Consider the following 19336-nt stretch of genomic DNA (forward strand, 5'->3'; position numbering starts at 1 on the left):
TTTCTTTCAGGAATTTAGAACTGAAGATTGGCACCGACGGTAAAGGTCCGCGGGTTCGGGTAGTGGCCCATATCGACGTTCATCAGCTTGATGCTGTTGTTGAAGGCGCCGATTTCGGGGTCATAGCCCGAGTACTTCGTGAAGGTTTTCAGGTTCTGAATCGACCCGTAGACCCGCAGGTTACCCGCTCTGATCTTGCCCAGGATGGCCTTCGGCAGGCGGTAGCCCAGCGTGATGTTCTGCACGCGCCAGTACGACGCATCCTCCACATACCGGTCCGACATGGCGGTGTTGTTTTTGTTGGTGGTCGTGAAGCGCGGCAGGCTGCCGTCCGGGTTCGTATCCGAGTACCGGTCGACGACCGTCTTCATCTGGTTCGACCAGGCGTTGTTCAGCCCTTCGAGCTGCCAGCGCAGGAAGTTGAACGCCTTGGCGCCCTGGCTTCCCTGAAAGAACAGCGAGAAGTCGAAATCCCGGTAGTTCAGCGTGTTGGTCAGACCCCAGGTGAATTTCGGGAGCGGGCTGCCGATGAAGGTCATATCCTGCGCGTCCACCTTCCCGTCGTTGTTGATGTCCCGGAACCGGATGTCGCCCAGCCAGGTTTCGTTCTGATTCACCTTGTAGCCGAACTGCGGCACGCCGGCGGCCAGTTCTTCCTGCGAGCGGTAAAGCCCGTCGGTCACCAGCCCCCAGAACGAACCGACCGGTTTGCCGGGGGTCGTGTGAGTGACCAGGTAGTTGTTGTAATACACCTTGCCGTCGAGAGCCGATGCCGCGCTGGCCGCCTTGTCGTAGGTGTTTTTGAAGTGCGTGAACACGAGGTTGGTCTTCCAGGTCAGGTCGCCCTTCCGGATGTTGGTCGACGTGATGCCGATGTCCACCCCGGTATTGGTCATCTGGCCGGCGTTGCCGAGGGGCGCTTTCAGGTCGTCCCACTGGTCGCCCACCCCGATCAGGTTCGGGCCGGTCAGGAAGATGATCATGTCGGACGTCACTTTCTTATACACGTCGATCGTCGCGTCGATGCGGCCGTTCAGGAAGCCGACGTCGATCCCGGCGTTGGTCGTCTTCACCGACTCCCACTTCAGGTTCGGGTTCGGAATCCCGTTGATCATGTTGGACGAGCCGAAACCGACCGGGCCGGAGAAGAACTGCACCGCCCCCACATAGGCCGGGTTGGGCGCTCCGCCCGGGAAGTTCTGGTTCCCGACGGCCCCGTAACCGACGCGCACTTTCAGGTAGTTCATCACGTTCGTGATGGCCTTGTCTTTCAGGAACTTCTCGTTGGTGGCCGTCCAGCCGAGCGACACGCCCGGGAAGTAGCCCCAGCGGTTGTTCGGGCCGAAGTTCGACGAACCGTCGGCGCGGAAGCTGGCCGATACCGAATACCGCTCGTCGTAGGTATAGTTGGCCCGCGCAAACCAGGATTCCATTGCCCAGTGGCCTTTGCCGCCACTCAGTCCCCAGGTCGTCTGGTCGGAGCTGCCGGTGTTCAGGTCGAAGATGTTGGCCTGAAGGTCCACTTTCGTTCCCGACATCGACTGGTAGTAGGACGACTGCGCCTGGTGACCCGCCGTCAGCTGAATCCCGTGCTTGTTGACCCACTTGTTGTAGTTCAGGTAGTTCGTAATCGAGTAGTAGTAACTGTCGGAACGCGAGTCGATCAGTTTGCTCCGGAACGACGTACCACCGACGTTCCCGGCTTTCTGAAAGGCCACGTTGTTGTCCTGGCCCAGCGAGTAGGACAGTTCGTTCCGCAGCGTCAGCCCCTTCAGGAATTCGAGTTCCAGGTAGGCGTTCCCGAAGACGTTGTTCGACGTCTTGGTGTTGCCCCGGTACTGGCTGTTCCCGACGAGGTTGGAGTTGCTGTACTGCACCCCGCCGACGGTTTGTCCACCGCCCCAGGAGCCGTCCAGGTTTTTCACCGGCACGAGCGGACTCGTCACGGCGCCCCACCAGATGGTTCCTTCGGCCGCATCGGCCAGCGAAACGTTCTGGATGCTGCGGGATACGTTGGCGCTCAGACCGACCTTGGCCCAGCTTTTCAGCTGGTTGTCGAGGCTGAAGCGGGTCGAATACCGTTTGAAGTCCGACCCCAGCAGGATCCCGGTGTTGTCGAAGTAGTTGAGCGAAAAATAATAGGTGGTTTTCTCCCGCCCGCCCGAGAAGCTCAGCTGGTGGTTCTGAATTTTACCGTGCCGGAACATGGCTTCCTGCCAGTCGGTACCGGTACCCAGAATCGACGGGTCTTTGAACTCCGGAGCCACCGGGTTGCCGATGAGCGGAAGCACCTCGTTCTGATACTGCGCAAATTCCCGCAGGTTCATCAGGTCGAGCCGTTTGGCCACTTCCGACACGCCGAAATACGTTTCGTAGTTGATTTTTCCTTCGCCCTGTTTGCCTTTCTTGGTCGTGATCAGGATGACCCCGTTGGCCGCCTGCGAGCCGTAGATGGCCTGCGCCGAAGCGTCTTTCAGCACGTCGATGCTCTCGATGTCGTTCGGGTTCAGCATTGCCATGACGCTGTTGCCGGTCTGCCCGTCGCCACCGCCCAGGCCCGCATAACCGGAGCTGGAGGAGGTGTTACCGCCAACAAACGGCACGCCGTCGATCACGAACAGCGGGTCGTTGCTGTTGATGGAGGTCACTCCGCGCACTTTCACCGAGACGCCACCGCCCGGCTGACCACCGTTGCTGGTGACCGTCACCCCGGCCGCCTTTCCCTGAAGCAGCTGGTCGACCCCGGCCACCGGAATATCTTTCAGTTCGGAGGCCTTCAGGGTCGTGATGGAAGAAGTTACGTCCGAGCGTTTCGCCGTCCCGTACCCGATCACGACGACTTCATCCAGCGACTGGTCGCCGGTCTGGAGCGTGATGTTCAGGGTGGTCCGGGTGCCGACTTCAACTTCCTGGGTTTTCATCCCGATGAACGATACCACGAGTACGCTGGTACCCGCCGGCATATTGATCGTAAACCGCCCTTCGGCGTCGGTGGTCGTGCCGGTCTGCGTGCCCTTCACCGACACCGTCGCACCGGGCAGGCCGCTTCCCTTTTCATCGGACACTACCCCTCTGACCACTCCTTTCGGAGCAGGCTGCGTTACTGCACCGACCGAAGGTTGTTTTATGGTTGCCAGCGCAGGCCCGGTGGTTTCCGGCCCTGATCTGCCAATCGTTTTGTCCTGAGCGAGGAGGGTTGTCCAGCAGCTCATGACAAAGAGCCCTGTTAGGACTTTCTTGATCATAATTAGAGGTTGAGTTAAATAATAGATCAGGTAGATTATGTTCTTTCTTTCCGGCTTTTCGGCTTTCCTCAAGCCGGGATTTTATGCAACAAACGATGTGGGTTTCATTAATTTCTGCGTGGGCAGGGAGATCATGACGGACGTGCCTTTTCCCGGTTCGCTCTGCCACATCACCTGCCCGCCGAGGTAGTCGATGCGGGTTTTGATGTTGGCGATGCCGTTGCCGTGGTCCGGGTGTTCGGAGAAGTCGCCCCCCCGGCCGTCGTCGTCGACGCTGATCAGGGTGGTTTCGTCGTTATTCATGATCTGGATGGTAATCGTGTCGGCCTGCGCGTGTTTGAGGGCGTTGTTCAGCAACTCCTGAATGACGCGGTACACCATTACCGAGGCTTCGTCCTGCAGCGCCGGCAGCTCGCCGTAATGCTCCAGCACCAGTTCGGTCTGGTTCACCAGGTTCAGCTTCTGCACCAGGTCTTCCAGGGCCGGAATCAGTCCGAAGTGCGACAGGGCATAAGGGCGCAGGTCGTTGGAAATCAGGCGCGTCTCCGTACAGGCTTCATCCAGAAACTGGTTCAGCGGCTCCTTCACCGACAGGGGCAGCTGCTCCTGATGCGCTTCAACGAACAGTTTGATGCGCGACAGCTGGATGCCCAGGCCGTCATGGAGGTCGCGGGCGATGCGGCTGCGTTCGCCCTCCTGCCCTTCGATCATCGCCTGCAGCGATTTCATTTCGAGCTGGCGGATCTGCTGCTGGGCAATTACCGACTGCTGGTGGGCGATCAGTTTCTGCTGCCGCCGGAGATAGACGAGCGTCACGACCCCCAGCACGCTGAGAATCAGCCCGCCGACCAGCGCCGAGTTCAGGATCTGCTGATGACGGCCCTGCTCCTCGGCCAGCTGCTTCTCCACGGCCAGGGTTTTGATCTGGCTGTCGAGTTCCTGAAGCCGGATGCTCTTCGTCTGCTCCGAATCGTAAAACCGGTTGGCGAAGTCGAGCGTCCTGAGGGAGGTCAGGTAGGCGTTTTTGTAATCGCCCATGCGGAAGTAGCTGTCGGCGGAGTGTTTGGACAACTCCCGCAGCATGGCGACGTTGTTTTCCGATTCGGCCAGCCGGTAGCTTTTCCGGTAGGCTTCGAGGGCTTCCTTCGAATGATTTTTGAACTGCTCGGCAATGCCGAGGTAAAAATGGTTGAGGCTGATGAGCCAGTTGACTTTCAGCCCTTCGGCCAGCGCCAGACTCCGCCGGGCGAAGTACTGGGCCGAATCCGGCTGTTTGCTGCGGGCGTAGGTGTTTGCCAGCAGGTTGAGGGCATAGGCCTGAAAATAGCTTTCCTTATACTGGACGCTCAGCCGTTCGATGGTCCGCAGCTCGGTAAAGAGACTTTTAGGCAGCGGTTCCTTTTTCTGGGCGATGTTGGCCAGCCCGAGCCGACATTCGATCACCTTCGGCATGTTGCGCGTCCGCTCGAAGTAAGCCAGAGCCTTATTCAGGTATTTTCCGGCATACGGCAGCATGAACGAATCGTGCGTGTAATAGTCACCGATGGCGATGTAGGCGGAAAAATACCCGAGCGAGTCACCCGCCAGGGTATACGATTTCAGGCCGTTGAAAAAAGAATCGAGCGTATACTTATTGTATCCGTAACGCTGATGATAGAGCCAGCCCAGCCGCTCGTAGGCCTGCGCCAGAGCCCCGTAGTTCTTCTCCTGCGTCAGGTGCTGGATACGGGTTTTCAGGCTGTCGATCGCCGGGTCGGCGGGTCGGGCCTGAACACCCGGGAAAAGAACGGCCAGCCCGAGGAGCAAAACCACTCCCAGGTTCCTGATTTCCGGAAAAGAAAGGCAAGGCTTCATGGATACGTTATATCAATCGATGACGCGCATTTCCATCGCGGTTTTGACGAGCAGGGCGGTATTCGGCACCCCAAATTTCATCAGCAGGCTGCTCCGGTGAAATTCGACCGCCTTCACACTGACGAACAGCTGCGTGGCCATCTGCTGCGTCGTCATTCCCTGAGCGATGAGGGCCAGCACTTCGGTTTCCCGGGGCGTCAGGTTGGGTTTCAGGCCCGCTCCATTCACCGGCTTCCGCGTACGCGGCTCGTCATGCAGCAGAATGTTGGTGATCACCTCGTTGAAATACGGCTTTTCGCCGTGTACGGTCCGGATGGCCTGCAACAGCTCCGTCTTGGTCGTATTTTTCAATAAAAATCCCCTGGCCCCTTTCTTCACCACCCGCTTGATCAGACTGGCGTCGTCGTGCATCGTCAGCGCCACTACCCTCGTTGCCGGATAATGGCGGGTGATGTATTCACAAAGACTCAGACCGTCCTGAATCTGAGGAAACGAAATGTCGAGCAGCACCACGTCGATCGGCATCCGGCCCAGACACTCGACCACCGACGTGACCGTATAACACCGCTCGGCCACTTCCATTTCTGACGATCCTGATATCAGCGACTCAATCCCCTCGACAAACACATTATGGTCGTCGGCTATCAATACCCGGATCATTTCGTTGGGTGCGTTCCTTAAATTGAATATTGTTTAGCAAAATTAGGACTAATCAGGTTGGAGATGAAATAGTGAAAACCCGACTCCGGAATAATTTAGGGTATACCCTAACCCGTCCGTCCACTGCCCAGGACCCCTCGAATCTTCCCGCTCCGTATTAAAATGTCAACATTAATCCATGAAAATCCATTCCCGGAAATTGTCCGGCAATAAAATATTTTCAGCCCATGAAAAAAGGGGCCGGCGGCCCCTTTTTTCATCTCAAGCACGTGAAGATCAGTTGAAGTGATACGGCCGATTGTCCTGGTTGATCATTTTGGAATTATGAATCAAGCCCATCACAATAGCCCCGATCACGACGGCCACGGAGATCTGCAACAGGGAAATCAGGTTGAAAACCGACGACTCGCTGCGGCTCTCCCGAACCAGTTCGCTGCCGACGACCGACTGAATGCGGGTCAGGTCGTTCAGCCGCCCGATGGCCAGCCGGAACACGTCGGCGCTCTCCGCATCGAACAGGCGGTTGCCCGCCCCGGGGTCGCCGGCATCGCTGAGACGGAGAATGTCCTGCTCAAGCGTCGCATAGGCCCGCGTCCAGACCTTGAACTCCCGCAGACTCCGGGACTCCTCGGCCACCAGAAACGTTTTCTCAAACGCCCGGACCAGCGAGTCGATGCGCTGGTCGTGCAGCCGAAGCTGCCTTCTGACGTCCGCCGACGAGCTTCCCTGACCGGCCAGCAGGTGCTTTTCGAGCAGGAGCCGCTTGTCGTAGAGGTTTTCGCTGAGGTAGACGATGCCGGTGGCCGGCACCAGCCGGTCGCTGTAGATGGAGGAAAAAGATTTATCGATATCGCGTATGTTGCTTCGGGAAATAATCGTGCTGAGAATGATCAGCAGCATGATCCCGGTTAACAGCAGGGACGCTATCAGCTTCTGCTGGATGATGAATGACCATTTCATGGGTGTCGCTATTTATGACGGCCCGAATCGCCGGACCCGTTATGTATTTAATATAACGAAAATATCATAAATAAACTACATTCCGTCCCTCAGAACCTTTCTACCGGCTGGTTTTTAATACCGCCGTCACGGCCGGCCCGACGGGGTGTTCGCATTTGAAGTCGAACCCGAGCAGCTTCGCCATCGTAGCCGCCACCTGGTTCTGATAAAGCACAGGGCCGCCCGACTGCTCTCCGGTGGGTGCCACCCCGGCTCCGAAAGCCGCCAGCCACATCTGGTACGAATCGGGGGTTTTGGTGCCGTGGTCCTTCCAGCGGGCCTTGGGCGTGTGACCCCGGCCGTGGTCGGTGGTGACGAGAATCGCCGTCTTCCCGGCATATTCGGGCATCGACTGGATCAGCTTCCAGAGATCGGCCATCCATGTATCGATCATCCGGAGCTGGCGCAGGTGATCGTGGTATCGGCCGGCGTGGGCCAGGTCGTCGGGTTCGTCGTAGGATAGAAACAGCACTTTCGGTTTTTGCCGCTTCAGGTAAGAACGCGCGGAGAAATAGGTCAGGTAGTCGCTCCGGACGCCGTTGCCGAACTCGTTGGGAACCAGAGAAGTCATGTCGCTCAGAAGCGAGTCGACGGCCGAAACCGGGTGCGTCGGTTCGTTGGCCGAGCTGGCCGGAATGCCGGTTTTCTCCTCGTTGACGGCCGCTTCGATCACATCCCAGGACGAAAACACCGCCACTTTGCCCCGGTAGGCCGGCTGGTTGTTCAGGAACTCCAGCACCGTGGTGTTCGGGTTGTCCTTCTTATCGTTGGAGTTGATGCGCTCGTCGGCATAGCCGGACAGGATTTCGTTGTAACCCGGGTAGCTGAACCAGAACGGGTTCGAGACGTTGACGCGGCTGCCGCGCTGCCGGTTGCCGTAGAGCTGGCCCTCTTTAGCCGTCATGTTCCACAGAAACGGCAGGAGCAGCTGCCGCCGGGCCTCGGGCGTGGGCGCCCAGAACTGTTTGCGGGCCGCGGCCGTGTCGCGCGAGAAGACCGGATCGAACAGCAGCGTCGAATCCGCCCCGTTGAATACCTCCTGCCAGCGAACCCCGTCGAGGGTGATCAGAATCAGGTTCTGCGCGGGCTGCTGCGCTAGGGTCGGGAGGGACAAAAGCATCCCCGACAGCCAGAAAATGAGTTTCATAGCGTAAAAAAAGTGAAGGATGAAAGGTGGTATTTATCCAAACAGGGTGGCGATGACCTCTTCCGCGTAACCGCAGCTTCCGGTCATTCCTTTCCCGCCGATGGCCGTACGGATGTGAATGCTGTTCCCGATGTCGTGTTCATAAACGTCGTGGTCGCCGTGCTGGGGATAGAAACCCGACCAGGTTTCGGACAACGCCCGGACGTCGAACGTCACGATGCGCTGGGCTTCCCGGAGCATCAGTTCGTTCAGGTGCGCATTGGTGTGATACCCCAGCGACTCGACCTCGTCCACCGACGCATATTCGTGCGAATCGCCGATGATGACCGAGCCGTCGACGGCTTTCTTGAACAGGATATGAATGCCCCAGCGCTTCAGTTCCTCCAGAGGTTCCGGCGTCCGGATCCGGCCGTAGGAGGGGCACTGAGTAAAAGACTCATACCGGCGGATGGTCAGACCCGTCAGGATGTTACCTTCCAGCGGCAGGTCGGGCAGGGCCACGGTCCGCATCATCTGGAGTTTGGACGTGATGATCCCGCTGGTGCGGAACACGTTCGGAAACAGCAGCCGGAACTCCCCGCCCCCGCAGACGATCACCTTCCCGGCCTGCCAGGTTTCGCCGGCGGTGCTTCGGACGGTCACATGGCTTTCCGAAGGATCACAACCCACCACGGCGGTCCGGAACTGAAGCGTCAGATTCGGAAACCGCCCGGCCATGTACTGATGCAGCCGGTGAATGAACTGATTCGGTTCGGCGCTCAGCTCCTGCGGAAAAAACAGAGCCTCCCGGGCGTACGACCGCCGGATCACCGGATAACGTTCGAGCAGCCGGTCGGCCGTCAGCAGTTCGGATGCGTACGATTCGGCGTCGAAACGGGCCTTGACCTCGTGCAGCAGCGTCTGTTCGTCCTCGTCCGAAGCGATGTAGACCGAGCCGTTCCGCCGGAGCGAGAGGTCGAATTCCTGCTGAATCTGTCCATAGATCTCCAGCCCCCGCCGACCGTAGGCAAACCAGCGGCCGCTCATCCCCGACGGAACGATCTGACCGAAATTGCGGACCGTCGCCTGGTGCGGCTGCGCATCTTTCTCCAGCAGCAGCACCTTCAGTCCCCGAACGGCGGCATGGTAAGCGTGGAACGTCCCGACGATACCGCCACCGACCACAATCAGATCGTACGTCATGTTCAAGTTGAAAATTAACCCAAAATTAGCCGCCGGATGTTTAATTAATAATAAACACCGTTAAGTATTTATTAACTTACCGATTGGCGGTTTCGCGAAAAAAATAAACGATCAGCATCAGGGCGGGTTCAGTGCCCGGATTACGGGGTTTATGCGGCAGTACGGCGTCGAAGAAAATGGAGTCGCCGGTTTCCAGCAGGAAGGTCTCCGTTCCGATGGTATATTCAACCCGGCCGGTGATGACGTATTTGAATTCGAAGGCGTCGGTCCGGATCAGCCGGGGCCGGTCGGCGCCCGGCTGCAGCTCCAGCAGCACGAAATCGACCGGATGGCCGGCAATGCCCTTTGCCAGCACGCGCTGGTAGCGGAACCCCTTCGTCGGCTCCTTTTCAAAATCCTTGTAGTCGGCCCGCCTGCGGACGATCACCTTCGGGTCGGCGGCCATGTCCCCGATGTCCCTGAAAAATTCGTTGATGTCCATATCCAGAGACTGGATGAGGCAGATCAGCACCAGCAGGGAAGGAATCGTGCGGTTGTTTTCGATCTGGGAAATCAGACTTTTGCTGACATCGGCCCGTCGGGCCAGTTCATCGAGGGTAACTTTTTTACTTTTCCGAATTTCACGCAATCGCTGACTGATCTGCATTGCGATTTCTTCCTGCATTATCATTCGATCGGTACTTTTTAAGGTCGGTTGGTCCAATTCGTTCAAGCGGATTTCCAAAGGTCATCAGTCCGGCGGCAAATATCAACATATCAGCCATCAAATCCCGACCCCGCTTCCGATGAGCGGATAGATCCCTTTCGGTTCGTTCAGCCGGTCCTTTTCCCTACCTTTCGCTTTTTATAACGTTCGGGGGCAGCCGGAACCGGATGTAAAGCCTGTGTTAGCGTGTGCCGGACGCTTTTCGCAAAAATTTTATTTCAGTATTAGTTAATAAAAGTTCAGCACAGTTTAATTTTGTAGTCAGTTTATGCAATCTGAATAAGCAGGACAGAGCATTATGTCGTTGATTCAACTGGTGATTTTCGATATGGCCGGCACCACCGTGCGTGACCGGAAGGAGGTAGAAGGCTGTTTTGCTGAAGCCGCCCGGCAAACCGGCCTGATCGTTTCCGGCGAACGCATTACCGCCGTCCAGGGCTGGGCCAAGCGGTTTGTTTTCGAAACACTCTGGACCGAGCAGCTCGGTGCCGGTGACCCGTCGATCCCGGAGCGGGTCGATCATTCCTACGCGGTATTCCGTGACATTCTGGAGAATCACTATCGGACCCAGTCCGTCGAACCCACCGAAGGCTGCCTCGACACCTTCCGCCTGCTCCGCGAGCAGGGCATCGCCATCGCCCTGACGACCGGCTTTTACCGCAAAGTCACGAACATCATCCTGGAACGCCTGGGCTGGAACGCCGGGCTGGACGACCAGTACCGGGGCACGCCCGAGAGCCTGATTCAGTTGTCGGTCGCCAGCGACGAGGTGGCGCAGGGCCGACCGGCCCCGGACCTGATTTTCAGAGTCATGGAAACGCTGGGCATTTCGGACCCGCAGGCCGTGGTCAACCTCGGCGATACGCCCTCCGATCTGGAATCGGGCCGCCGGGCAGGCGTCCGGCTGAGCCTCGGCATCACGAACGGCACCCATACCGCCGACCAGTTGCGGCCATACGACAGCGACGGCCTGATCGGCTCGCTGCGGGAATTGCCGGCTTTTCTGGCGGAACGGAATCTGATCCTGCCGGAAAATCGGACGCAGGCAATTTCGAACTAACTCTCATTCAGCCGCTTTCGCAGTTCACCGTTCATTTTTCGATAACTACCGGGTTTCCCTCTCCTGCTGCCGGTTCGCGCTGGCTTTCCGGCCGTGAAGCGTCTACCTTCCGGACATGAAAGCCATAACGGTACTCAACTGGTCGCTCATCGGGCTTTACGCCGTTCTGCTGACGTACGGGTGGCTGACGCTGGACCGGTCCGGGACGGATGCCGCCGGAAAGGGCATGGCGGTCGCTTACCTGCTGGCGGTTTTGACCGCCCCGCTCGGCATCGGTCTGTTTCAGGGGGTTTCGGGTATCTTCTCCCTCCGGCAAAGCCGAAGAAGGCCGGCTTGACGGTACGTTTTACTTCCCCGATGCACCCCGGCAGGAAGCCGCAGCCGCCATTCTGGCGGGCGATACGGCCCGGCTTGAAAAACGGCTGCTGCCCCTTCGGCCCCGGCTCAACGAAAGCGGCAACGAACCCATCACCCTGCTCGATTTTGCCGCCCTACAGGCCGTCCGGACCGGAAACAAGGCTCCGGCCATGGCGTGTCTGGCGCTTCTGGTGGAGGCCGGGGCCACCCTGAAAACGGCCGACACGCTTCACACGGATACGCACGCGCTCATCGCCCGGGAGTGTTCGGCCCCGCTGCCGGAACTCATCGACCGCCGGGCCGAACAGTTTGCCGCCGAAGGCGATACCCCCGCCGGATTTCCGTCCCTGAAAATTTTTTTGCGGAAACAGCCACCGCAAAACCCCTGAAAAACAGAAAACCAACCGGCTTCAGCACAGTTGGTTTTCCCTCCGGTGAACAGGATGATTAGCGAGCCGGCCGGCAGACCACAACGGGTACGAGATGCCAGTCCTGATCGGGATCGCAGCGCTGATAAGATGCTTTGTTGATCATGGTTGTTGTTAATTTATAGGTCCTAAAATAGTTTTAGGCCGGTTAGCACTAACACCTTGCGGTAAGTTGCTAAGGGTTCACAGAGCCGGTCTCTCCCCCTTTCGGTATAAATCACAACTACTCACAGAAGAGAAGTAATTGAGATAACGATGCAAAAATGAAGCACGAAATTCTTATTTCCAAATTTAATCTATATTATTTATAGAATAAATATTTTATTACCCCATTTGACCGACGTATCGGCTTAAGGAATAATTTAGTCGGCAGTTTTTAACCGGATCTGAATGCAACGATTGCCCACCATCGGCTCGAAACTACCGGCCGTCGGTACCACCATCTTCACGGTCATGTCGCGGCTGGCCGCCGAGCACGACGCGATCAACCTTTCACAGGGCTTTCCCGGCTTCGACTGTTCACCCCGGCTTCAGGAACAGGTAGTGAAATACCTGCGGGGCGGCTATAACCAGTATGCGCCGATGCCGGGCGTTCCGGCCCTGCGGGAAGTGCTGGGCCGGAAAACCGCCGACCTCTACGGCGTCGCCTACGACCCTGATACCGGGATCACGATCACCTCCGGCGCCACCGAGGCCCTGTTTGCGGCCATCACGGCGGTAGTCCGGCCGGGCGATGAGGTCATCCTGTTCGAACCGGCCTACGACAGCTATGCCCCGGCCGTCGAACTGAACGGCGGGGTGCCGGTCTACGTCACCCTGACCCCGCCGGAGTATGCCGTCGACTGGGCGCAGGTGGCCGGCCGGATCACCGACAAAACCCGGCTGATGGTCGTCAATACCCCGCATAACCCCACCGGGCGCGTCTGGACGCAGGACGACCTCGACCGGCTGGCCGCCCTCGTCCGCGACCGCGACATCATGCTGGTGGCCGACGAGGTCTACGAACACATTACCTTCGACGGTCGCCCGCACATCTCCCTGATGACGCACCCTACTCTGCGGGAGAGAACCTTCGTCTGCGGCTCCTTCGGCAAGACCTTTCACATTACGGGCTGGAAAGTGGGCTACTGCCTCGCTCCCCCGGAGCTGACGGTCGAGTTCCGCAAAGTTCACCAGTTCCTGACGTTCAGCACCATCACCCCGGTGCAGCACGCCCTGGCCGACTACCTCCGCGAACCGGAACATTACTTATCGCTGCCGGCCTTCTATGAACGGAAGCGGAATTTGTTTCTGGAAAGTATCGGGGCCTCGCGGTTTCGGTTCGCGCCGACGCAGGGGACGTTTTTTCAGAACGTTTCCTACGCCGATATCACCGACGGGTCCGACTACGAACTGGCGATCCGGCTGACGAAGGAAATCGGCGTGGCTTCCATCCCGGTTTCGGTATTTTACCACGGGCAGAACGACTACCGCATCCTGCGTTTCTGCTTCGCTAAAGACGACGACATCCTGAAACGGGCCGGTGAGCGGCTCAGCAAACTATAATTCTATGCCACGCATTCAGCCCCTCCGCCGGGACCAGGCTCCGCCCGAGGTTCAGGCCGCCTACGACCGGCACGTTGCCGACTATCCGGGCAGCCGCATCACCAACATGAAAGCCACGCTGGGCCGCTCGCTGCCGGCGTTCCTGATCTATATGCAGTGGTATCCGCTGTATGAGGAGGTGAAAACCATCGTCGGCCGACGCCCGGCCTATCTCTTCGCCCACGCCATCTCACTCGGGTCGAACTGCCCGCTCTGCACGACCTTCTTCCGGCGCATCATCATCGACAACGGCGAGAAGCCCGAAGACCTTCAGGTGACGGAACCCGAACAGCTCCTGCTCGATTTCGGAAGCCACATGGCCCTGAACCGGGGCGAGGTGCCCGACGGCCTGTTCGAACGCATCCGGAAGGATTACACCGACGAGCAGATCGTGGTGCTGGTGGCCTTCGCCGGCCAGATGATCGCCACCAATATCTTCAACAATGCCCTCGAAGTAGAAATCGACGAGTATCTGCAGCCGTATCTGGCGAAGGAGATGGAGAGTTAAAGGGTTGGGGTGTTTGGGAGTTGGAGAGTTGAGGAATTTAATCTGATTGGTTATGACGAACGATCTGAAAAACAAGGTGGCTTTCATTACGGGGGCAGCTCACGGACAGGGGCGGGCGGTGGCGCTGGCTCTGGCCGGGGAGGGAGTGCATATCGTCGCCTTCGATATTGCCAAACCGCTCTCCTACCCAGGCTATACCCTCGGCTCGGAAACGGAACTGGATTCGCTCCGCCGGGAATGCGAAGCGCGAAACGTCCGCTGCCTGACGGCCCAGGGCGACGTTCGCCGGGACGAGGACATCCGCCGGGCGGTCGAAGCGGCCACGGCGGAGTTCGGCACCATCGACATTTTGTTCAACAATGCCGGCATCTGCGCCTACGGCCTCGTCCATGAACTGCCGGAGGAGGAATGGGACGCCATGCTCGACATCAACCTGAAAGGGGCCTGGCTGGTGGCCCGGCGCATCATTCCGCTCATGATGGCGCAGCAATCGGGCGTCATCATCAACAATTCCTCCATTGCGGGGCTGCGCGGCATGAACCGGCTCAGCCACTATGCCGCGTCGAAATGGGGGCTGGTCGGCCTGACCAAGTCCTGGGCCATCGAACTGGCGCCTTATAACATCCGGGTCAATTCCATCCATCCCACCGGCGTCAACACCCCGATGAACGACGGACTGGCGGCCCTCGAAGGCGCTACCCCACAGGAAATTGCCGAACGCTCGGCCGGGAATCTGCTGCCGGTGCCCTGGGTGGAGCCGGAAGACGTCTCGGCCATGGTCCTGTTTCTGGCGTCCGACAAGGCCCGCTATGTGACAGGGTCGCAGTTCGTGCTGGATGCCGGCCTGCTGACCCGCTAAGTTTTATCATTCATCGACATGCTGAAAAAATCACTCGACCAGCTCCGGCAGGAAGCCGCCGAAAGCGGTACGAATACGCTTAAACGAAGCCTGACCGGCATCAACCTCATCGCCATCGGCATCGGCGTCATCATCGGCGCCGGGCTGTTCTCCCTCACCGGCATTGCGGCCGCCAACCACGCCGGACCGGCCGTGACGCTCTCGTTCGTGGTGGCCGCGGTCGGCTGTGCGTTCAGCGCCCTCTGCTACGCCGAATTTGCCTCGATGGTGCCGGTGGCGGGCAGCGCCTACACCTACGCCTATACTACCCTCGGCGAGTTGTTTGCCTGGATCATCGGCTGGGACCTCGTGCTGGAGTATTCGGTGGGGGCGGCTACGGTCGCCATCAGCTGGTCGCAGTACCTGATGCGGTTTCTGGACAACTACGGCATCCACCTGCCGGCGGCTTGGGTGCATTCTCCTTTTGAAACCGTTACGGCCGCCGACGGCACGGTGGTGTCGGGCATCATCAACCTGCCGGCGGTGCTGATCGTGGTGCTGATAACGGGCGTCATCATCCGGGGTACACAAGGCTCCGCCCTGTTCAACGGCATCGTGGTGGCGCTGAAAATTGCGGTGGTGCTGGTGTTCATCGCCCTCGGCTGGAACTACATCAATCCCGACAATTACCACCCGTACATCCCGCCCAATACCGGCGTTTTCGGGGAATTCGGCCTGAGCGGGATTCTGCGGGGGGCCGGGGTGGTGTTTTTCGTCTTCATCGGCTTCGACATCGTGGCGACGATGGCTCAGGAAGCCCGCGACCCGCAGCGCAATATGCCCATCGGCATCATTGGATCGCTGATCATCTGTACGGTTCTGTTCGTGCTGTTCGGCTACGTTCTGACCGGCCTTGCCAACTACACCGAATTTCGCAACAGCGCGGCCCCGGTCGCCATCGCCATCGAAAAAACGCCTTACCGCTGGCTGGGGCAGGCCATTCTGCTCGCCATCCTGATCGGCTATACCTCCGTCATTCTGGTCGATCTGCTGGGACAGTCGCGTGTGTTTTTCTCGATGAGCCGCGACGGGCTGCTGCCCCGGGTGTTCTCCGACGTTCACCCCCGCTTCCGGACGCCCTACAAATCCAACATTCTCCTCTGCGTGTTCATCAGCCTGTTTGCCGGGCTGGTGCCGATCCGGGTGGTCGGCGAAATGACGAGCATCGGGACGCTGCTGGCCTTCATCATGGTGTGCCTCGGCGTCATGATCCTCCGCAAACAGCAGCCCGACGCCCCGCGCGCTTTCCGGACGCCCTGGGTGCCGGTCGTGCCGATCCTGGGCATCCTGACCTGCCTCGTCATGATGGTGTCCCTGCCCGGCGACACCTGGCTTCGGCTGGTGATCTGGCTGGCCCTGGGCCTCGTCATCTACTTCACCTACGGAAAAAAACGGAGCAAATTGCGGAATCAGGCCCCAGTTACCGATCGTTAGGGTTATCTTTACTATTTGACTGAACCTATCCTAATTCAGACTGACCCATGAAGAGACTTCATTCGACGAACCCCATAAAACGATTAGGCCTCCTGCTGCTGGCCGGTTGTGCGGTTTCCATGGCCCAGGCCCAGCCCCCTTCGGTCATCCCGGCCGAAGCGCAGAAAGCGACCAAAGCGGTCCGGCCGGAAGCCATCCGCGAACACATGCGCATCCTGGCGGCCGACTCGATGGCCGGGCGCCGGCCCGGCACCAAAGGCTTCGATATGGCGGCCGCCTACGTGCAGAAGCAGTTTCAGGCCCTCGGTTTCAAGCCCGCCGGTGAGAAGAACACCTATCGTCAGGACGTGCCCCTGCGCCGGTGGACGGTCAACGAAGCCGGCAGCTCCATGACCATCTCCCTGAACGGCCGCGAGCAGAACCTGGTTTTCGGTAAGAACTACCTGCTGAACCCCAACTTCAACCAGGCCGTCAGCGAGGTATCGGCGCCGGTGGTGTTTGTCGGCTACGGCGTCACGGCCCCTGAACTCAACTACGACGATTACAAGGGCATCGACGTCAAAGGCAAGATCGTGGCCTATTTCAACGGCGCCCCGGCCACTTTTCCGTCCAACCAGCGGGCTTATTACACTTCGGCCAAACAGGAGAATGCGGCCGCGCACGGCGCCGTGGGCGTAATCTCCTTCAGCCTGCCCAACGACCTCCGGATGCGGCTCGAAGCCTCGGCTCCGCGCGTCCGCCAGGGCACCTACCGCTGGGTCGACAAACAGGGCAAACCGCAGCGCACCTACCCCGAACTGCGCGGCACCGCCCTGCTCGGCGACTCGACGGCCCGTGCCCTGTTCACCGGTGCCGCCCGTCCGTTCGACGAGGCCATAGCAAACGCCAACAAATCCATCCCGCAGGCCTTTCCGCTGGCGGCTTCGGTGCGGATGAGAACCCGGACCGACGCCGGTGGCAACGTTCCTGCCTACAACCTCGTGGGCCTGCTGCCCGGCAGCGACCCGGTCCTGAAAAACGAATACATCGTCTATGTGTCGCACCTCGACCACCTCGGCATCGGCCGGCCGGTCAAGGGCGATTCGATCTTCAACGGGGCGCACGACAATGCCTCGGGTGTCGCCATCAACCTGGAAGCCGCCCGGCTGTTTACGCTCCTGCCCAAAGCGCCCAAACGCTCGATCCTGTTCGTGGCGCTGACCGGCGAGGAAATGGGCCTGCTGGGTTCCGACTACTTCGCCAGCAACCCGACGGTGCCGAAGGAGAAGATCGTCGCCAACCTCTGCCTCGACATGCCGTTCTTCTTCCACCCGCTCCTCGACATCGTGCCTTACGGCGCCGAGCATTCGAGCCTCGGCACGCAGGTGAAACAGGCCGCCGATTTCCTGAACGTGCAGATCGCCAAAGACCCCATGCCCGAGCAGACGGTATTCATGCGCAGCGACCACTTCAGCTTCGTACGGCAGGGCATTCCGGCGCTGTTCATCAAGAGCGGCACCCAGACCGGCGACCCGAACGTGAACGGCCTGAAACTCAACCTCGACTGGCGGGCGTCCATCTACCACACCCCGCTGGACGGCATGGACCAGCCGTTCAACTTCGACGCGGCCGCCCGGCACGTACAGCTTCAGTTTCTGATCGGTTACCTCACCGCCCAGGACCCGGCCCGGCCGGTCTGGAACGAAGGTGACTTCTTCGGCGGTAAGTTCGGCCGGGTGACGACGCCGGGACAGCAGGGGCGGTAAAATGAAAAGAAGCAGGGATCCTGCCCCGCTTCTTTTACAAACCCTACCCTCTTAATCTGTACTCAACTTTTTCGGTTGAATTCCACCTTGTTGGTCACCTTGATCTGTTCGGCGATCTTGACGATCATCAGGGTCGGAATCTGAATATGGTGGGCCGCCGGCTGTACCGTGAAATCGGTGGTCAGCAGGATGCGGCTGGCTTCGATGGTGAGCGTTCCGGTCAGCGTCCGGGGCTGTTTGACGCCGTGGATGTCCAGCGTCCCTTTCGCCGTGACCGGATACGTCCCCGGTTTGCTCCAGTCGATCTTTTCGTTGATCGTTCCCTGAAAGCTGGCCGTCGGGAATTTCTCCGACTCGATGTAGTTCTCGTTGAAATGCTCCTGCATCAGTTTGTTGGGAAACTGGAACTCGGCCATTTCCATCCGGACGGCGACCTGGTTGTTGGCCGGATTCAGGACGGCTTTCACTTTCGTGTTGTTGGCGACTATGTTCTCCAGCGGGGTTTCCGAGAAGAAGCTCGTCTGGGCTGAAGTGGAGGAGAGCAGTTGCGCCGACGCGGAGGTCAGGCCGAGCAGGCCGATGGCCGCAAGGGTGAAAAGAATGGATTTCATGGCTGTGTGGATTGTTTTTTGAAACTGAATGTGCGCGTGACGCTGAACCCGAAGTGGATGTCGCCCTTCTCCCAGCGACCGCCCAGAATACCGCCGGTCTGCGTCAGAAACTGCTTTTCGATCATCCCGAACGAGTTCGTGAAAATGAGCTGGAACACGTGGCCGCCGGTTTCGATATCCAGCCCCAGCGAGAGCGGGTTGAACGTCTCCCGGTCGGCTCCGCCGTTTTTTTCGGGCGTGACGGCGTAGTACTCGGCATTGACGGAAAGCCGCTTGGTCAGCTTGAACCGCCCGCCGACTCCGAGGGCCCCGCGCGTTTCATTACTGACTTTCGATCCCGTGCCGGCTTCGGTGGATGAAACCGGCTGAAGCACCGTCGGCGCAACCTGAAGCGACAGCCGTTCGCTGAATTTGCGGGCAATCAGCAGTTGGCCGGTGTAGAACGTCCGGTCCTGAAAGTCCCGGAAGCGGGCGCCCTGGTTGGGTGTGCGGGTGTCGATGGCGACCGAGCCGAACGCCGTCAGCGTGAACGGAAACCGGCGGGCACCCTGCGTTTGCTGCAACACCTTGTATTTCAGGTACGCATCGACATTTTTTTCGATGGAACTCCGGCCGACGCCGATCATGAACCGGTCGCTGATGCCGTAATCCAGCCCGAGCCGGACCGTGGCATAATCCAGACCGAATAGTTCTTCGGCGCCCTTGTTGATGCGGTCGAAGCGGTGGGAGATGCGGAAATCGAGGTGGTGGGCCTTGACGGTTTCTACCGACTGCCCGTTGAGCAGCCGCGTGGACTTGAAGGTGGCCGACACCGGGCGCGTCGTGGCGGGGCCGTCCAGCTTCGACAGGAGGTCGTCCTGCGCAAACACCGGCCCGCCGATTAACAGGGTCAGAAAAAGTACGGATTTCATGGCGTGG

General features: G+C 59.2%; 17 protein-coding genes and 1 riboswitch. Of the genes, 8 read left to right on the forward strand and 9 right to left on the reverse strand.

The annotated features are described in order from the left end of the window. Positions 1-14: 14 nt before the first annotated feature. The 7 genes from DX909_RS21900 to DX909_RS21930 form a co-directional block, all read right to left on the reverse strand. On the reverse strand, positions 15-3212 hold the full coding sequence (locus tag DX909_RS21900) for a SusC/RagA family TonB-linked outer membrane protein (RefSeq protein WP_229311148.1): 3198 nt from the start codon (positions 3210-3212) through the stop codon (positions 15-17). A gap of 114 nt (positions 3213-3326) precedes the next feature. After that, entirely contained in the window at positions 3327-5099 is a 1773-nt protein-coding gene (locus tag DX909_RS21905) for a tetratricopeptide repeat-containing sensor histidine kinase (protein WP_128547366.1), read from the reverse strand. 12 nt (positions 5100-5111) lie between these two features. Continuing rightward, a complete protein-coding gene (locus DX909_RS21910; protein WP_128547367.1) occupies positions 5112-5759 on the reverse strand; it encodes a response regulator transcription factor in 648 nt (215 codons plus the stop codon). Between the two features lie 276 nt (positions 5760-6035). Further along, positions 6036-6719 (reverse strand): MCP four helix bundle domain-containing protein, encoded by a 684-nt coding sequence (locus DX909_RS21915; RefSeq protein WP_128547368.1) that lies wholly within the window; start codon positions 6717-6719, stop codon positions 6036-6038. 100 nt (positions 6720-6819) lie between these two features. Next, positions 6820-7905, reverse strand: a complete 1086-nt coding sequence (locus DX909_RS21920) for an alkaline phosphatase family protein (RefSeq protein WP_128547369.1) — start codon at positions 7903-7905, stop codon at positions 6820-6822. A gap of 33 nt (positions 7906-7938) precedes the next feature. Continuing rightward, on the reverse strand, positions 7939-9087 hold the full coding sequence (locus tag DX909_RS21925) for a TIGR03364 family FAD-dependent oxidoreductase (protein WP_128547370.1): 1149 nt from the start codon (positions 9085-9087) through the stop codon (positions 7939-7941). A gap of 76 nt (positions 9088-9163) precedes the next feature. Next, positions 9164-9751: a helix-turn-helix domain-containing protein gene (locus tag DX909_RS21930; protein WP_128547371.1), complete on the reverse strand. Its 588-nt coding sequence runs from the start codon at positions 9749-9751 to the stop codon at positions 9164-9166. Positions 9752-10091: 340 nt separating this feature from the next. Here DX909_RS21930 and DX909_RS21935 point away from each other — a divergent pair, with 340 nt between their 5' ends. From DX909_RS21935 to DX909_RS21970, 8 genes are all read left to right on the forward strand, one after another. Next, positions 10092-10853, forward strand: coding sequence for an HAD family hydrolase (locus tag DX909_RS21935; protein ID WP_128547372.1), 762 nt, complete (start codon positions 10092-10094; stop codon positions 10851-10853). Between the two features lie 115 nt (positions 10854-10968). Next, positions 10969-11190, forward strand: a complete 222-nt coding sequence (locus DX909_RS21940; protein ID WP_128547373.1) for a hypothetical protein — start codon at positions 10969-10971, stop codon at positions 11188-11190. A 190-nt stretch (positions 11191-11380) separates the two neighbouring features. Next, the gene (locus DX909_RS21945) at positions 11381-11599 is read left to right on the forward strand and encodes a hypothetical protein (RefSeq protein ID WP_128547374.1); all 219 of its coding nucleotides are present in this window, start codon (positions 11381-11383) and stop codon (positions 11597-11599) included. Positions 11600-11754: 155 nt separating this feature from the next. Continuing rightward, a riboswitch (SAM riboswitch) is annotated at positions 11755-11857 on the reverse strand. A 171-nt stretch (positions 11858-12028) separates the two neighbouring features. Continuing rightward, positions 12029-13183, forward strand: coding sequence for a methionine aminotransferase (locus tag DX909_RS21950; RefSeq protein ID WP_128547375.1), 1155 nt, complete (start codon positions 12029-12031; stop codon positions 13181-13183). Positions 13184-13187: 4 nt separating this feature from the next. Further along, complete coding sequence (locus DX909_RS21955; protein WP_128547376.1) at positions 13188-13730, forward strand: carboxymuconolactone decarboxylase family protein; 543 nt, start codon at positions 13188-13190, stop codon at positions 13728-13730. Positions 13731-13782: 52 nt separating this feature from the next. Beyond that, positions 13783-14589: a mycofactocin-coupled SDR family oxidoreductase gene (locus DX909_RS21960; protein WP_128547377.1), complete on the forward strand. Its 807-nt coding sequence runs from the start codon at positions 13783-13785 to the stop codon at positions 14587-14589. Positions 14590-14607: 18 nt separating this feature from the next. Beyond that, a complete protein-coding gene (locus DX909_RS21965) occupies positions 14608-16062 on the forward strand; it encodes an amino acid permease (RefSeq protein WP_128547378.1) in 1455 nt (484 codons plus the stop codon). A gap of 47 nt (positions 16063-16109) precedes the next feature. Continuing rightward, a complete protein-coding gene (locus DX909_RS21970) occupies positions 16110-17807 on the forward strand; it encodes a M28 family metallopeptidase (RefSeq protein WP_128547379.1) in 1698 nt (565 codons plus the stop codon). Positions 17808-17869: 62 nt separating this feature from the next. On the opposite strand, the gene DX909_RS21975 is transcribed toward DX909_RS21970, so the two are convergent. Further along, positions 17870-18418 carry a YceI family protein gene (locus DX909_RS21975; protein WP_128547380.1) on the reverse strand — a complete coding sequence of 183 codons (549 nt, stop codon included), beginning with the start codon at positions 18416-18418 and terminating at the stop codon, positions 17870-17872. Next, entirely contained in the window at positions 18415-19329 is a 915-nt protein-coding gene (locus DX909_RS21980) for a DUF5777 family beta-barrel protein (protein WP_128547381.1), read from the reverse strand. The genes DX909_RS21975 and DX909_RS21980 overlap by 4 nt, the downstream gene beginning before the upstream one ends. Positions 19330-19336: the final 7 nt, after the last annotated feature.

This window comes from Larkinella soli (assembly GCF_003703975.1).
Lineage (GTDB): Bacteria > Bacteroidota > Bacteroidia > Cytophagales > Spirosomataceae > Larkinella > Larkinella soli.

Coding starts and splice junctions, on each gene's coding strand:
- DX909_RS21900 (WP_229311148.1), bottom strand. CDS start 3,212: ATGAGCTGCTGGACAACCCTCCTCGCTCAGGACAAAACGATTGGCAGA.
- DX909_RS21905 (WP_128547366.1), bottom strand. CDS start 5,099: ATGAAGCCTTGCCTTTCTTTTCCGGAAATCAGGAACCTGGGAGTGGTT.
- DX909_RS21910 (WP_128547367.1), bottom strand. CDS start 5,759: ATGATCCGGGTATTGATAGCCGACGACCATAATGTGTTTGTCGAGGGG.
- DX909_RS21915 (WP_128547368.1), bottom strand. CDS start 6,719: ATGAAATGGTCATTCATCATCCAGCAGAAGCTGATAGCGTCCCTGCTG.
- DX909_RS21920 (WP_128547369.1), bottom strand. CDS start 7,905: ATGAAACTCATTTTCTGGCTGTCGGGGATGCTTTTGTCCCTCCCGACC.
- DX909_RS21925 (WP_128547370.1), bottom strand. CDS start 9,087: ATGACGTACGATCTGATTGTGGTCGGTGGCGGTATCGTCGGGACGTTC.
- DX909_RS21930 (WP_128547371.1), bottom strand. CDS start 9,751: ATGCAGGAAGAAATCGCAATGCAGATCAGTCAGCGATTGCGTGAAATT.
- DX909_RS21935 (WP_128547372.1), top strand. CDS start 10,092: ATGTCGTTGATTCAACTGGTGATTTTCGATATGGCCGGCACCACCGTG.
- DX909_RS21940 (WP_128547373.1), top strand. CDS start 10,969: ATGAAAGCCATAACGGTACTCAACTGGTCGCTCATCGGGCTTTACGCC.
- DX909_RS21945 (WP_128547374.1), top strand. CDS start 11,381: ATGGCGTGTCTGGCGCTTCTGGTGGAGGCCGGGGCCACCCTGAAAACG.
- DX909_RS21950 (WP_128547375.1), top strand. CDS start 12,029: ATGCAACGATTGCCCACCATCGGCTCGAAACTACCGGCCGTCGGTACC.
- DX909_RS21955 (WP_128547376.1), top strand. CDS start 13,188: ATGCCACGCATTCAGCCCCTCCGCCGGGACCAGGCTCCGCCCGAGGTT.
- DX909_RS21960 (WP_128547377.1), top strand. CDS start 13,783: ATGACGAACGATCTGAAAAACAAGGTGGCTTTCATTACGGGGGCAGCT.
- DX909_RS21965 (WP_128547378.1), top strand. CDS start 14,608: ATGCTGAAAAAATCACTCGACCAGCTCCGGCAGGAAGCCGCCGAAAGC.
- DX909_RS21970 (WP_128547379.1), top strand. CDS start 16,110: ATGAAGAGACTTCATTCGACGAACCCCATAAAACGATTAGGCCTCCTG.
- DX909_RS21975 (WP_128547380.1), bottom strand. CDS start 18,418: ATGAAATCCATTCTTTTCACCCTTGCGGCCATCGGCCTGCTCGGCCTG.
- DX909_RS21980 (WP_128547381.1), bottom strand. CDS start 19,329: ATGAAATCCGTACTTTTTCTGACCCTGTTAATCGGCGGGCCGGTGTTT.